The organism is Paenibacillus mesophilus (assembly GCF_005938385.1).
Lineage (GTDB): Bacteria > Bacillota > Bacilli > Paenibacillales > NBRC-103111 > Paenibacillus_AB > Paenibacillus_AB mesophilus.
Genome location: NZ_VCRA01000009.1, coordinates 192,991 through 208,752 on the forward strand (window position 1 = coordinate 192,991; position 15,762 = coordinate 208,752).

10 protein-coding genes are annotated in these 15,762 nt (G+C 56.6%); 7 read left to right on the plus strand and 3 right to left on the minus strand.

The genetic code is table 11. The annotated features are described in order from the left end of the window. The first annotated feature begins 97 nt into the window (after positions 1–97). From FE783_RS18095 to FE783_RS18110, 4 genes are all read left to right on the plus strand, one after another. Positions 98–1,015, plus strand: a complete 918-nt coding sequence (locus FE783_RS18095; protein WP_138880787.1) for an exopolyphosphatase — start codon at positions 98–100, stop codon at positions 1,013–1,015. Between the two features lie 159 nt (positions 1,016–1,174). Next, positions 1,175–2,659, plus strand: coding sequence for a 4-hydroxyphenylacetate 3-monooxygenase, oxygenase component (gene hpaB / locus FE783_RS18100; protein WP_138880788.1), 1,485 nt, complete (start codon positions 1,175–1,177; stop codon positions 2,657–2,659). 75 nt (positions 2,660–2,734) lie between these two features. After that, on the plus strand, positions 2,735–3,100 hold the full coding sequence (locus tag FE783_RS18105) for a GNAT family N-acetyltransferase (RefSeq protein ID WP_138880789.1): 366 nt from the start codon (positions 2,735–2,737) through the stop codon (positions 3,098–3,100). Positions 3,101–3,112: 12 nt separating this feature from the next. Next, positions 3,113–4,477 (plus strand): sn-glycerol-1-phosphate dehydrogenase, encoded by a 1,365-nt coding sequence (locus FE783_RS18110; RefSeq protein ID WP_138880790.1) that lies wholly within the window; start codon positions 3,113–3,115, stop codon positions 4,475–4,477. A gap of 485 nt (positions 4,478–4,962) precedes the next feature. Here the strand turns inward: FE783_RS18110 and FE783_RS18115 are convergent, their stop codons facing one another. Beyond that, entirely contained in the window at positions 4,963–6,102 is a 1,140-nt protein-coding gene (locus FE783_RS18115) for a THUMP domain-containing class I SAM-dependent RNA methyltransferase (RefSeq protein WP_138880791.1), read from the minus strand. 144 nt (positions 6,103–6,246) lie between these two features. Between FE783_RS18115 and FE783_RS18120 the strand changes: the two genes are divergently transcribed. Beyond that, positions 6,247–6,891 carry an O-methyltransferase gene (locus FE783_RS18120; RefSeq protein ID WP_138880792.1) on the plus strand — a complete coding sequence of 215 codons (645 nt, stop codon included), beginning with the start codon at positions 6,247–6,249 and terminating at the stop codon, positions 6,889–6,891. A gap of 264 nt (positions 6,892–7,155) precedes the next feature. On the opposite strand, the gene FE783_RS18125 is transcribed toward FE783_RS18120, so the two are convergent. Next, on the minus strand, positions 7,156–7,983 hold the full coding sequence (locus FE783_RS18125; RefSeq protein WP_138880793.1) for a helix-turn-helix transcriptional regulator: 828 nt from the start codon (positions 7,981–7,983) through the stop codon (positions 7,156–7,158). A 288-nt stretch (positions 7,984–8,271) separates the two neighbouring features. Here FE783_RS18125 and FE783_RS18130 point away from each other — a divergent pair, with 288 nt between their 5' ends. After that, on the plus strand, positions 8,272–12,735 hold the full coding sequence (locus FE783_RS18130) for a golvesin C-terminal-like domain-containing protein (RefSeq protein WP_138880794.1): 4,464 nt from the start codon (positions 8,272–8,274) through the stop codon (positions 12,733–12,735). Positions 12,736–12,784: 49 nt separating this feature from the next. Next, positions 12,785–14,119 carry an ABC transporter substrate-binding protein gene (locus tag FE783_RS18135; protein ID WP_158301892.1) on the plus strand — a complete coding sequence of 445 codons (1,335 nt, stop codon included), beginning with the start codon at positions 12,785–12,787 and terminating at the stop codon, positions 14,117–14,119. Between the two features lie 272 nt (positions 14,120–14,391). Here the strand turns inward: FE783_RS18135 and FE783_RS18140 are convergent, their stop codons facing one another. Continuing rightward, positions 14,392–15,597, minus strand: a complete 1,206-nt coding sequence (locus tag FE783_RS18140; RefSeq protein WP_138880796.1) for an MFS transporter — start codon at positions 15,595–15,597, stop codon at positions 14,392–14,394. Positions 15,598–15,762: the final 165 nt, after the last annotated feature.

The following is a 15,762-nucleotide window of genomic DNA, read 5'->3' on the forward strand; positions in this document are numbered from 1 at the left end:
CCAAAGGTGCGAAATTTCCGGGGGATAAGCAGGAAAAACGAACGTATTTAACGAATATAATAGTCCGTGAGAACTATGTATAAGAGAGGGACCAGACATGCGATTAATTACAAGATCGGATTTTGACGGGCTCGTCTGCGCCATGCTGTTCAAAAAGCTGGGAATGGTCGACGAGATGAAGTTTGTACATCCCAAAGATGTGCAGGACGGGCTGATCGAAGTGAACGGGAACGACATTTTGGCTAACGTCCCTTATGTGCCGGGCTGCGGTTATTGGTTCGATCATCATTCCAGCGAGTTGACCCGCAACGGCGAGAACATCCAATTTCAAGGGGAAACCCGCATCGCTCCCAGCGCCGCCCGTGTCGTCTACGACTATTACGGCGGACGGGAGAAGTTCGGAGCCGAGCTCGACGATATTATGGCGGGCGTGGACAAGGCGGATGCCGCGCAGTTCAGCAAGGAAGACATTTTGCATCCGCAAGGATGGGATTTGCTGTCGTTCATAATGGATGCGCGCACCGGTCTCGGACGTTACCGCGATTACCGGATCAGCAACTATCAGCTGATGGAAGATCTCGTCGTTCATTGCATGACGAAGTCGGTGGACGAGATTATGCAGCTGCCGGACGTCCAGGAACGGGTGAAGCGCTACTTCGAGCTGGACGCGCAGTATCGCGAGATGCTGACCGCCCATACCCGTATCGACGGGAATGTGATCGTATCCGACCTGCGGAACGTCGATCCGATTTTCCCGGGCAACCGTTTTATGGTATACGCGCTGTATCCGGAGCAGAACATCTCCATCTGGATCGTCGACGGCAAAAACAAACAAAACTGCGTTCTCGCCTGCGGCCACAGCATCGTCAACCGCACCTCCAAAACCGACGTAGGCTCGCTTATGCTGAAATACGGCGGCGGCGGCCATGCGGCGGCGGGAACGTGCCAAGTGGAATACAATTCGGCCGATGAAGTGCTGGAGCAGCTGGTATCGACGATGAAGCAGGACGGATAGAAAGCATGGGCCCGAGCCTTCCTCGCCGCATGAAGCGGTCAGGGAGGCTCGTTTTTTTTGGAACCGGACGGACCTCGGGCGCATAAAGATTGGCGTGTGCCCCTGTCCGCTTTTCGCCGCCAGCGTATGTTATAACATCATGGTGAAAGGTGGATGAGCATGCCGATCAAAAGCGGAAAGCAGTACATCGATCGAATCGATAGCTCGGGGGTGGAGGTTTGGGTGCACGGAGAACGGGTCCGGAATGCGATATCCGTTCATCCCGCTTTTCGCGGAGTCGTTTCGACGCAAGCTTCTTTATACGACATGCAGGGGGAAGAGGAGTTTCGGGCGGAAATGACATTTGCGTCACCGACAACCGGAGATCCCGTAGGATTGTCGTTTCTGCGTCCCATAACGAAAAACGATTTGGTGCGGCGAAGAAGGATGATGTCTTTGTGGGCCGGGCGGCATCACGGTTTTCTGGGGCGGGCCCCGGATTACATGAATACGGCCGTCATGGCGTTCGGCGCGGCTTCCGGCTTTTTATCGGAGCATAATCCGCTGTATGCCGAGAATATGAAACGGTACTACGAATATTGCCGGGAGAACGACATTACGCTTTCCCATGCTTTTATCGTCCCTCATTCCGGCAGAATGTCGACCTTTGTGCATACGTTGGAGCTGCCGGATACGGCTCAGGTCATCGAGAAAAATAAAGACGGGATCGTCGTCAGCGGCGCCTTCTTATTGGCTACGCAAGGTGTGACGGCGGAGGAAATCTTGATATTCCCGGCTCCGCTGCCGTCGCTTGCCGAGGAGAATCCGCATGCATTCGCGTTTGCGGTTCCGAACGATTTGCCGGGAATCCGGTTTATTTGCCGGGAAAGTTTCTCCGCCGGACATTCGCCGTATGACTATCCGTTAAGCTCGAGGTTCGAGGAGATGGATACGCTCGTCGTGTTCGACCGGGTGCTCGTTCCACATGACCGGGTATTTTTGTGCGGGGACGAGGAGCTGGCGGCACGGTTTACCGAACAGAGCCATTTTCATACCCATGCGACCCATCAGGTGCTGTGCCGCAATATTGCGAAGACGGAGTTTGTGCTCGGGACGGTCGAGTCGATTGTCAAAATGCTCGGGCTTCGCACTTATTCGCAGGTCGTCGAGAAAGCGGCGGAGGTGATAGCGTCGCTCGAAACGCTGAAAGCGCTGCTGCTCGCTGCCGAGCACCGGGCGGAGCCGGATCGGTGGGGGACGATGCTGCCCGACCCGGGGCCGTTATATACGGCGAACTTCTTGTATCCGAAGCTTTATCCGCGCATGGTCGAGATCGTTCAATTGATCGGAGCGAGCGGCCTCGTCATGATTCCGGGCGAGGCGGATTTCCGCTCACCCATTTCCGGCGATTTGTCCCGGTATTTGAAAGGAATCGATGTGGACGGGCGTCAAAAGGTAGGGTTGTTCCGGCTCGCCTGGGAGATGAGCGCGAGCTCGTTTGCAGGGAGACAGACCCTGTATGAACGGTTTTTCTTCGGGGATTCCGTGAAAGTCGCAAGCAGGCTGTACAACAACTATGACGATAAGGAAGCGTACAGCGGCAAAGTAGCACGCTTCGTATCCGGAGAGACCATGGCGTCATCCGGCAACGGCAGCGGAGTATAACGGCAATTTCCGGCATTGCGGGCGGCTATCCTCCTGTGTTACCATTAGAAAAATTTACGCGGGAGGTAGTCCCTTATGCATACTCCGGTTCGTTTGGTTAAGCCGTCGGCTGATTACCGCCGCCAATATGTTTCATTTTATGAGGAGTGGCGGAGCAGCGGGGAAGACATCGTGCCTAGGGTTGTCGAACGGGACCCCGCCGATTTCGCGGCGATGCTTGATTTTCTGTTCTCTCAGGACAGCGAGGAGAAGGTAACCGAGGCGAATTGGGTTCCACACTCCACGTATTGGTTGGTTGATGAGCGGGAAGAAATTGTAGGTGCCGTTAACATCCGCCACCGGTTGAGCCCGAGACTGCTAAACACCGGCGGTCATATCGGATATGGCATTCGGCCGTCCGAAGATTTTGGATCGAGCTTTAAGATAGAGATAAAGACCTAGTAACAGGGGGAAATGATGGACATAACGGTTGAAACGGTACTTAAGCGCACCCCTGAGCAATTGGCGGGAATATCGTTCCATTGCGCGTGCGGACAAACGCATCGGGTCGAGATGCGAAAGCTGATGCTTGCGGAAGGCGCCTTGTACAAGGTGCACGAGCTGCTCCGGGAGTTGAACCTCGGAGGGAAAGCGATGATCGTAGCCGACTCTTCGAGCTTCGCCGCGGCGGGGAAAGCGTTGGCCGATGATTTGGCGGGCAAAGGAACGGATGTCCGGTTGAGCGTATTTCCGGAGGAACAATGGTATGCCGACGAGAAAGCGCTCGTCCGTGTTCTGATCGATTTGGAGCCGGATACCGAATTGATCATTGCCGTAGGCTCCGGCACGATCAACGATATCGCCCGATTCGTCAGCTATAAGGCGAAACTTCCATATATCGTCGTTGCTACCGCACCGTCCATGGACGGTTATGCCTCGACAGGCTCCCCCATTCTCGTTAACGGCTTCAAAAAGACGTACAGCCTCGCGTCCCCCGCCGCCATCGTCGGAGATTTGTCGGTGATCCGTCAGGCCCCGCGGGATCGGCAGGCGGCCGGAGTAGGGGATATGCTGGCGAAAATAACGGCGTTATGCGATTGGCTGCTCGCATCCGTAGTGGAGGAAGAGCACTACTGCGAGGTGATCGCAGCGCTGATGAGCAAAGCGTTGACCGGGATCGTAAGCCATGTTCAGTCTATCCGCGACGGCGAAGAGCAGGCGACCAAGCTGCTTATGGAAGGTCTCGTGCTGTCCGGCATCGCGATGCAAATGATCGGCAATTCCCGGCCCGCTTCGGGGGCCGAGCACCACATTTCGCACTATTGGGAAATGCTGCATTTTGCCGCCGGGCATCGGACGGAGCTTCACGGGATCAAGGTCGGAGCGGCCGTGCCGATCGTTCTGAAGCTGTACGATGCGCTGCTGGGCGCCGATCCGGACACTTTCCGGATGAAAGAGAAAACGGCAGCGCAAATCGCGGATTGGGAACGGGACGTTCGCCGGTGTTACGGGCCGCTCGCCGACGAGATGATCGCCATGAACCGCGGTCTTTTCTTGAATCAAACGGAGCTCGATATCCGGCGCGACAGGCTTGTCGGGCATTGGCCGGAATTGAAACCGAAGCTGCAAGCGATACTCGCTATCGCTCCGGACGTTCAAGCCTTGCTTCGTCAGGTCGGGGCACCCGCGGAGCCGAAGGAAATCGGGGTCAGCCGGGAACAGCTGGCAGACGCCCTCCGTTTGGCGAAGGAAGTCCGCAGCCGGTACACCGTGCTACAGCTGGCCGATCAGCTGGGACTGCTGGAATCGTTCGCGGAGGATATGGCCGCCGCGCATTGAGCCAATTACCGCATGAAATAAGAAGGCATCTGCTGGGGCAGATGCCTTTAAGCTTGTACGATCAGAATGTTTAAGTTCTTTACCGAACTAAAGCGAAAGGGTAACCCTTTTGCATGGGTAATTTGGAAATGGGCTTGAACGAACCAAACTTCCCTATTACTGAACTCTATTGCGCTATTTGCACATCAGATGGCCGAATACAGCGAATAACGAACCCCATTTCACTATTACCAAACTTAAGTTCAGTAATAGTTACTCTAGGTTCATTGTTTCTCCAATTACCGAGAAGTGGAGCCAAAAAGCGCAGAGAAGTTCACTAATAAACAAATTTGGTTCATTCATGACGAAGGGCCGTTGGGAGTAGAAGTCACTACGAAATAACTCCACTCTCCCAACGCACTAATGTTTGGTTTGCATGACCGTCCGGGCGTTTTTCTCGACGGGTATTTCATCCGGCGCGCGGCCGGCGGCGCGGCATAGCCTCGTTATGACTGGCGCGGAGGAAGCGGACCGTGGTACATGAGCAGATTGCATTCGATCCGCCCGTTGAACAGCTTGCGCTTCTTGTCCGATGGCTTGCCGAAGTAATGCTCGAACTGCTTGCTCGGGCTGAGGGCGAACAGCGACCAGGTCGGAAGCTTGGCGTAAATCGATCCGAGCTGGCGGATCGTCTTCTCCACTTCGTCCTTCGTGCCGATCCGTTCGCCGTACGGCGGATTCGTAATGATGCAGCCGTAATCGGAATCCGGCCACAGCTTGGCTACGGGCGCCTGATAAAGCTTCAATTCGCCGGAAAGTCCGGCTTTCTTCGCATTCGCTTCGGCTACTTCGATCGCCGCCGGATCGATGTCCGAGCCGATAATGTCGAGCGGCTCGTCGTCGCGCAGCAGGTCGTACGCTTCTTCCCGCGCGTCGTCCCAGATGGAAGGGTCCAATGTCGGCCACGCCTCCGCGGAGAACTCCCGGCGCAGCCCCGGCGCGATGTTCCAGCCGATCATGGCGGCCTCGATCGGAATCGTCCCCGAGCCGCAGAACGGATCGATCAGCGGCCGCCCCGGCCGCCAGCGGCTGAGCAGCACCATCGCCGCCGCCATCGTCTCCTTGAGCGGCGCTTCGGTGATCAGCTTGCGGTAGCCGCGCTTGTGCAGGCTCGGGCCGGTCGTATCGATCGTCAGCGTCGCCACATCGTTCAGCAGCGCGACCTCGATCACGTAGCGGGGACCGTCCTCGGGGAACCATTCCGTGCCGTAGCGCTGCTTCATTTTCTCCACGACCGCTTTTTTCACGATGCCTTGGCAAGCCGGTACGCTCGATAATTGCGATTTATGGGAGCGGCCTTCGACGGGAAACTCGGCATCGCCGGGAATCCAGTCCGGCCAAGGCAGCGCCTTCACGCCCTCGAACAGCTCGTCGAACGTCGTAGCCGGAAATTCCCCGAGCTTAAGCAGGATCCGGTCCGAGGTCCGCAGCCAAAGATTGGCCCGGGCTATAGCCGAGCGGTCCGCTTGGAACATCACTTTGCCGTTCTCCACCATGACGTCGTCATAGCCGAGCTCCCGTACCTCGCGGGCGACGATCGCCTCTAGCCCCATCGGGGCGGTTGCGATTAATTGCACTTTATCCACCTGTTCGTCCACTCCATCTGTTAGCGTCGGCTCCGCTCCGAGAAACGCTCGGTTGTATCGGTGCCGGCGAAATTATAGAATAAGTATAGGCGAAATGAATCAAGGATACAAACGCGTCGTATGCGGCGAAGAGCGGAGGAATTTATGGAGGATCGTTATTTTCAGACGGCTGACCGGTATGTGGAATCGCTCTACGAGACGGATGCGGATTTGGAGCGGGTGAACGAAGCGATCCGGCAGCACGGCATGCCGGAGATTTCGGTCGCCCCCGGATACGGCCGATTGCTGACCATGCTCGTGCGCTTGTCCGGCGCGAACAGGTTGCTCGAGATCGGTGCGCTGGGCGGCTATAGCGGCATTTGTTTAGCAAGGGGGTTGAACGGCGGCGGGAAGCTGCTGTCGCTGGAGCTGAAGGAGGAGTTCGCTTCGGTCGCGAAGGAGAATTTGACTGCGGCGGGTTTCGGCGACGTAGTCGAGTACCGCATCGGGGAAGCGTTAGACAGCTTGGAGCGGCTGGGTGAGGAAGGGGCCGCCTTCGACTTTTTCTTCATCGATGCGGACAAAGGCAACTATGTGAACTATTTGGACTGGGCGATCCGTTTGGCCGCTCCCGGCGCGCTGATCGTAGGGGATAACGCTTTGCTGCACGGCAAAACGATGGACCCCGAGGCGAAAGGCAATTCGGTTGCCGTCGTACGCGAGTTCAACAAACGAATCGCGACCGATCCGCGGCTGGAAAGTACGATATTGCCCGCTTATGACGGCTTGTGTATTGCAAGAGTGAAGTGAAGGCTCAGCCTTCGCAGGCTTGAGCCGTATCAGGCATGGGCGAAAGAATGGCGCAGCGAATTCGCTGCGCCTTTTGGTTCGATAGCGGAACTGTATTCCGTAATATTAAGTATTTCGCGGCATTACCCGGTTATAGCGGAACTGTAGTACGCTAATACATACATTTCTCACCTCGCTGACGATAAAACGGCCGGATAACGGATTACAGTTCCGCTAATTTGATGGCACACTCGTTTTAGCGGTTGATAACGGAATACAGTTCCGCTATTTTAACGATTCAGACTCGGCGCCCCGCTCCCCGAACGGAAGCGCTGTCCGCTTGAACTCGCTCGGAGACACGCCGAAGCGGGAGCGGAACGTCCTGCTGAAATGGATATAGGTCGTGAATCCGCTCTTGTAGGCGACTTCCTCCAGTGTGTCTCCCCCGATCAGCATATATTCCTTGGCCATCGTAAGACGGGTTTCGATCACATAATCCATGATGGATTGGTTGAAAGCGGATTTGAACAGCTGCGACGCCCTCGATACGCTCAGTCCGGCTTCGGAGCATATGTCCTTTAGCTTTAACGGCTCGGCGGCGCGTTTGTCGATGAAATATTTCATCCGGTTGGCGACGGCCCGTCCGTATGCGGTCGAGCCTCTCTCTTCCGAGATGAGCCGGCCCAGATGAAGGAAGAAAGCGCGGACCAGGCATTCCAGAATGACGGGATTCGTCTTCTTCAGCCGTCTTTTCTCGTAACGGATCAGCTTCCACATCGCGATCAGATCGTCGTCGAGCCCGAGCCGGCATTTCCCGACATGACGGTACTTCTCCCACCATTCCGCGAACCAGTCCTGCCCGGCCATAATCAAGAGAAAGTAGTCGGCGCTGCGGAATGCCCCGTTCGCCTCTTCGCCGATCATCAGCTCGTAAGTGTCTCCGGGTCTGCACAGCAGCAGATCGCCGGGGTCGAGCCGGTTGACGGCGCGATTGACGACCGCTTTGCAGGTGCCGTCCGTTTGCAGACGGACGATATAGTGTCCGAGGCCGCTCCGCTTGTCGGTATAGAATGATTTCGTATGAATGGAATGACCGACGGCTATAATCTCCATGGCATGTCCTCCGTTTGCCGCTTTCGGCTTCACGATCCGATCTGTGCTTATAAGTCTAACGGCTGCGCGCAGATTCGTAAAGCGGCTTCCCCGAAAATCGTTCCGGTTTCATTAAAATATACGCAGCAATTATCGTAAGATCCGTTAACATTTTGCTTCGATTGGATATGTCTTTGCGGACAGCGCCTGCCTTACTATGGATGTATAGCCGCGAGGAGAAGACCGTAGTTGTTGTACGGGCCGGGCAGAGGGCGGCGAGCCATTGCACACGAGGAGGTGGGACGTTAGTTGAACCGCTTGAAAAAGAAAATGTTTATGTTTCTGTGCTTTTGTCTCGCATGGGCGCTGCCTGCGGGCACTGTCGGCCGGACGGCGCATGCCGATTCCGGGGAGCCGGCCGCGCCTTACAGGAGTATCGTGATCGATTACGGCGATGAGGGCTATTCCGAGTCCGGCTCCTGGACCACATCAACCGCGGTCAAAGGTGTAAACGGTTCCAGCACGAGGTATTCGTCGATCGGGGGGTCTTCGATTACGTGGAATCCGAAGCTGAAGGCCGGTACCGTCAAGGTATCCGTCTATAAGGTCAACTGGCCGGATAAAGCCGACTCGAACGTGAGAGTCGATGTCGTACACAGCGGCAAGACCGACAGCTTCTACTTGAATCTTGCATCCGGCCCATATGGATGGATCGAGCTAGGCACTTTCGACTTCTCCGGCACCGGCGCGGAGTACGTCAGTATGACGCGGACGACGGCAAGCAGCAGCCTGATCTATACGCGGGCGGATGCGGCGAAGTTCGAGGGATATATTTCGCAGCAGGAACCTTCTCCGGGACCGCTGCGCAGCCGGACGCTGCCGAATCTGCACTATACGGAGAAGGGCGTCATAGCGAACGGGCGGTATAAAGCCGTCTTCTACGAAGCGGTTTGGGATGGAGGCCGAACGATCGTCCGCGATCTGTTCGTAAGCGACAACGGAAGCTGGATTCCGGTCAATACCGAGGCCGAACGGCTGGAAGAACAATGGGTGCTGCTGGACGGCAATTCCGGCAAGCGAAGCAATTATTACGAAACGATGAGCAGCACGTGGGTCACCTTCGACTCGGTATCGTTTCCCGACGCTCAAACGGCGGTATTGACCGATGCTTCGAGCCCGGACCAGTACGACTTTCAGGTTACGTGGTCGCTGGCCGGGAGCGAGCCCGATGTAGCTTACTCGTTTACCCCGCATTCGAACGGTCATTACGTGATCGGCTATCAGTCGTTTACCGCGGAAGCGCTTAACCAAGTATCGGAAGTGCTGAATGGGTTCCGTTCTCACGCCAAAATGGCCGGCACTGTGGAATCGACCGGGCTGTGGGAATTGACCGCTCCGATGAGTCTTGTGGAGAAAAACGGCGGCGGAAACGGCGCGTTGACGTACGGCCTGTTCGTACCGGCCGATGAGCTGCCGCTCGAATACGAGCCGGCGAGCGGCGCCGCGAATCAGCGTCTCGGCATGAGTCTCGTCAACAATGACGGCGAAGTGCAGCCGATCGTGTACGCTCCGCAGCTCGGCAACCGTTCACTGATGACGGCGGGAAGCACATACCGGTTCCACATCGGGCTGACTGCGCGCAAAAGCGGCCTGTACGACGCCTACCGGGACATGATTCGCAGCGAATACGGCTACTCGGCCTACCGTAAGAACGCTCCCGAGGGCTCGCTGACCGATGCGATGTTCAATATGATCGATCTGATCAAGACGGAGCCGCCGGGGGACGATTCCGTAGATTATGTGCCATCGGAGAGCGGATGGTGGAACCGGGCCAAAGGCTTTATCGATATCGAGAACGAGGATGCCGTGCGAACGACGACAAGCGGCGTGCTGCTCGGCGCGTATTATTTGACCGGCGACAGCGAGCTGTACGATACGCGGGCGCTGCCGACGATCCAGTACGGAGTATCGCGAAACGGCGTAGGCTGGTCGCCGAAGCGCAAGCCGGTATACGGCTCAGGGTCGGAGTGGAAAATGGCATCCCTGCCGTTCGACTTCTCGACCGTTGCGGCGGTATACCAGATGACCGGCAGCGCGGCTCCGGGCATTTACGCGATGGGCGAAGAGGAATACCGCTTCCGCAACCCGGAGCAGAAAGACAGGGGGCCGGTCATCCAGCCGCTGATGATGTACCGCATGACCGGCGATGCCGCTTATTTGCAAGAAGCGAAGACGGCGGCCGATCTGTATATCGCCCAAAATATCGATACACCGGAGACGGTCAATCCGCCACGAACCGAGTTTGTGTACAATTTCGGCAAGCTGTGGGTGGAGCTGCTGGAGCTGTATGAGGAAACGAAGGAGCCCGCCTATTTGAACGCCGCCTACAAGGAGGCGAAGCGCTACGCCACGATGTTCGTCGCCCGACCGGTTCCGGAGGGGACGACGCGGATTCCCGAGCCGGCGCAATATCCATACCGGGAGTCGTTCCATTGGCCGTCTTCCGCCAAATTCGATTATCCGCGCGACCGGCTTCCCGAAGATGAGGCCGGGGGGATTATGACGGACAGCTGGCTAGTCTCGCCGAACGGACTGACCTACGAGGCGGGGTCCACCTCTTCGGCATACCGGATGAATGCGCAGGAAGCCGCATTTATGCTCAGGCTGTCGGCGTATACGGGCGACGCGCTGCTCGCGGATATCGCCCACAATGCGGTCATAGGCCGATACGCCAGCTATCCGGGCTATTATTACAAAGCGTTCGCGACCGGCCAGCTCGAAGCGGATTTTCCGCTGCTCGGCCCGAGCGAGGCGACTTCGATTTATTACCATCACATTCCGGCGCAGCTTGGCCAGACGATCGATTATTTGGTCACCGAGCAATCGGTGAAATCGAACGGACAAATATCGTTCCCGTCCGTATTCGAGACCGACTTTCTATGGTTCAAATACAAGCTGTACGGCCATAAGCCGGGGACGTTCTACGGCGATTCCGATGTGTGGCTGTGGATGCCCGAGGGCGTCATCGATCCGCACAACGCCCAGCTGAATTGGATTACGGCGGAAAGCGGCAGCCGGTTCTACATCGGTCTCGTCAACGAGTCGGACGAAGTGCAGCAAACGACCGTCGACCTCAATGCGCAATTGATCGGGTTCGACTCGAAGCGGGCCTATCCTGTCGAGCTTATCCGCAACAACGGTAAGCGAGAGCATACCGTCATGCGCGGCGGGAAAATCGATGTCGCCGTGCCGGGGAAAGGAATCGCCGCGATCATCGTGAAAGGACTCGACATTCAGGTGCCGCTGCATCGTTCGAAGACCGTAACGGATATGTCCGACGCTTCTTATTTCTTCGACAAGCACAGCCCGATCGACGCCGTCAAAGGGATGCTCATCGTCAAACCCGACGAGAGCGGCTACGACGCATATGTGCAGGCGAAAACGGACAAAGCGGCGACGCTGCACTATTCGTTGGACGGAGGCCGGACGTATACGGCCGTTCCCGATGCGATCTATCCGATGGAGTGGTCGATCCGGGTAAGCGATTTATCCAAGACGTTTACGTATTACGTCGAATCGGAAAAGAAACGTACGCGTGAGACAGCGCTTTACCTGCCCGACCGGGCCGCAGCACCGCCGCCGCAGCCGGAGGAGCCGCCCCGTTCTTCCTTCGTCGTCGATAATACGGAAGCGGAAACGGAAGGCGTCTGGGTGCGGGATACGTCCGCCGACCCTTATTATTACGACAATTACGTATATGCAAAAGCAACGACGGGAACGGCATCGAGCCGGATACTTTGGCGACCCGAGCTGCCGGAAAGCGTCACATACAGCGTATATTACAAGCTGCCCGCCGGTAGCCAAGAGCTGTCGCCGAACGCGGCGTTCACCGTTCATTACGAAGGGGGAACGCAAAGCTTTACCGTCAACCAAAGACTGTCCGACGGCGGATGGACGTACCTCGGCACGTTCCCGTTCAAGGCGGGCGATACCGGATACGTATCGCTAACGAACCGGGCGAGCGGTTCGCGGGTCGCCGCGGATGCGGTCATGTGGGTGAACGCGCAGGCGGTGCCGCGATGGGAGTCGGCAGTGCTGAACTCCGACCGGAATGTACTGGAGACGACCGGCTCTGCTGCCTTGAAGGTGACCGGGTATTACGATACGGGACTGCCCGGCGATTTGACCGGTGCCACGGTGCAATACCATGTCAACAGGCCGGATCTGGCCGAGGTCAGTACGGGCGGCGTGCTTACGCTGCATCGGCTCGACGGGGCGACGTCGCGGATCGCGGTCAGCGCCACGGTCTCGGTTTACGGAGCGACTCTCGAGACACCGCCACTATGGATCGATGTCCGCGAATTGTCCGCAATCGTCGATACTTCCGATAGCGAAGCTTACAGCGAGCAGGGCAAATGGGTTCAAAGCGGTCTGAGCGGCTACGATAAAACGGTCAAGTCCCGCTACACGACGGAGCAGGGCGCTTGGGCGGAATGGAAAGCTAATGTACCGGCCGGACTTTACTCCGTTTCTTTCTACAAAATCGTGAGCAATCCGGGAGCCGATCCATCTGTGAAGGTGGACATCAAGCATCAGTCCGTCACCGAGGCGACGTATATCGACGCTTCGTCGGGGACGTCGGGCTGGGTTAATCTGGGGACGTTCCGTTTCGACGGGGACGGAAGCGAGTACGTCAGAGCAACGAGAACCGCAGCGGACCCGACGATTTATACAAGAGCGGATGCGGTCCGGTTCGAGCGGCGTTCCGAATAATGGCGATTTGCCGCGCAACACACCATCTACGATCAGGGGGAGAAAAAGAATGAATATGCTCAAACATCGCAAGGCGACGGCATTGACGGCTTTGCTGCTGTCGATCGGTCTGCTCGGGGGCTGTACTTCGGGAGGAAAGGCCGGGGATGGAAAGGGGGCGGCCAAGGACGCCGCTCCGAAGGAAGCGGGCATCCAGCTCGACCTGCAGACACCGGTGAAGCTGCTGTTCTACGACGAGACGAATATGTCCGAGGAGGTGTTTAACGAACGGTTCGTCCAGCCGGTCAAGAAGCAGTTTCCGAACGTCAGCTTCGAAGTAGTCAAGCCGGGCAAGGGCACTTATGTGAGCGAGCTGGCCGCGAGCGGCATTGCCCCGGATCTGTTCATGACGACGGCATGGAGCTTCCCGCTGGAAATCAATACGAAGCTGATCGCCAATCTGGACGAATGGATCGTCAAAGACAAGCTCGATCTGAACGGCTATCAGCCGGCGATCGTCGACACGATCAGAAGCTTCAGTCCGAACGGCGGAATGTTCGCGCTGCCGTACTCGAATTACGCTTCCGCCCTGTATTACAACAAAGATATATTCGACAAATTCGGCATTCCGTATCCGAAGGACGGCATGACCTACGAGGAAGCGATCGCGCTCGGCAAACAGGTGACGCGGATGGACGGCGGGGTCCAATATTCCGGGTTTTTCCCCGGCAACTACAGCTTCACGTACGCGCTGTTCAAGAAAGGATTCGTCGATGTTCCGAACAAGAAGGTCAGCTTCAACAATCCGGAGATGAAGCAGACGTTCGAGCTGCTGAAGTCCGGCTTCAGCACGCAAGGAATGGAGTATATGGATTATACGGCCGCTCTGAACAAATTTTACAAGGATAAGACGCTCGCGATGATGCCTTACCATTTCGACTCGGGCCGTCTCGAGGCCGAGACGAAGGCGGGCAACGTGTTCAATTGGGAGCTGGCGCAGGCTCCGCTCCATCAAGGCTACAACCGCAACGGCGTGCCGACCATGCTCGCGATGTCGTCGCAGACGAAGCATGCCGCGCTCGTATACAAAATCATCGCCCATCTGTCCGCTTCGGTGGAATACCAGACGTTTTTGTCGGAGAGAGGCGTGCTCCCGGTCATCAAAAACGACGAGGTCGTCAAAAAGTTCGCGAGCAAGCTGGGCTCTTTGCAAGGGAAGCGTCTCGACTGGATGGCGAAAATGAAGCCGCAATTGTTGTACGGTCCATCGGAGTACGATCGGGTGCCGGACAAATACATTACCCAGGCGCTGAAGGACGTCATCACGGGCGCTTCCGATATCAACACCGCGCTGAACAAGGCCGAAGAGCAGTCGAACAAAGACTTGCAGGCACAGATCAAATAATCGTTCAAAACAAAAAACCTCCGAAGCCGATACGGTTTTGGAGGTTTTTTGTAGTTCGCTCGATAGCGGAACTTGGGTACGTTAAGTTGGAGATTTAGCTGGACTTCTGAGTTTTAACGGAACTACAGTACGCTAAAGCATTCATTCTTTGCTTCGTTGGCGGCAAAAAGGGCGGATAACGGATTACAGTTCCGTAATTTTGGCAGCAAACTTGTTTTAGCTGTCGATAACGGAAAATTGTTCCGTTATTTTTTAACGATTCAAATCAATCGTTACTCCGACGCCGCGGCCGGTTTGCGGATTAGCGTGCGGTTGACCCAAATCGCGTTGGCGAACAGCATGACCGTGGCGATCAGGAAAATACCGCGGATCGACAGCACGCCCGACAAGACGCCGCCCACCGTAGGGCCGATCATGTTGCCGAGACTGAGGAAGCTGCTGTTGAAGCTGTAGGAGCGGCTTTCCATCCCGTCAGGCGTATGTTTGCGGATCACCGCGTTGACTGAGGGAAGCAGCCCTCCCATGAACATGCCGAGCATGAACCGTGCCGCGAACAGTTGCCAGACGTTTTGCACGAGCGCTTGCGGGATGAACATGATCGCCGCCCCGACGAGCGAGAAGGCGAGCACGCGCTCCTGGCCGATCTTGTCCCCGAGCCGCCCGAGCAGCGGGGAAGCGATCATATTGGAAAATCCGGTGATCGAGCCGACGAGACCGGCGTAGAACGCCAGCATGTTCCCTTCACCATGCAAATGCTGCACGAACAACGGAATGAGCGGCATCGAGCTCAGCATCGAGAACTGGATCAGGAACGTTACCGCGAACAGCGCGGACAGCTGTGGTATTTTGCCCAATTCCTTCAAGCCGGCCACGATCGAGACGTTCGGCAGCTTGGCCGCCTTCCGGGCGTCGAACTTTTCTTTGACGACGAACATCGCAAGCATGGATGCAAGGAACAACAACGCCCCGGTTATGTAAAAAATCGGCCGGAACCCGACCCATTCCGCCAGAAGTCCTCCGATAAACGGTCCGAGTATGCTGCCGGCCGTACCGCCCGATTGAAGCGTGCCCATCGAGAAGCCCATCTTCTCGCGCGGCGTAGTGGCGGACAGCAGAGCGACGGCAGCCGGGATGAAGCCAGAAATGGTGCCGTTCAGCATACGCAGCAGAAGCAGATGCCATACGTCGCCGGCAAAGCCCATCAGCGTCATGACGATCGCCATCCCGAAGCCGGAGCGGAGCAGCATCATTTTCCGGCCGTACCGGTCGGCAAGCTTTCCCCATAACGGCTGAAACAAAAAAGACGTGACGAAATTGCCGGCGAAAATAACGCCGGACCAGAAGGCGACCTCGCCCGGATCCGTTATTCCGAGATCCTGAATATAAAGAGGCAGGAACGGAATGATCATCGTCATCCCGGCCATAACCAAAAAGTTGCCGAACCAAAGCACGATCAAATTAAGCTTCCAATTGCCCAAGCCGTATCACTCCTCGACGTTATCCGAATGCTACCCGAACTCGCATATCGTCCATTATAGCATGTCTAACTTCGCGGCACATGAAAGTCGATCCGGCGATCCCTATGAATGTGTTGCGAAATTAGTTATAAAGTCCTATGATAATGGAGGAAATGCGCGAAAGAC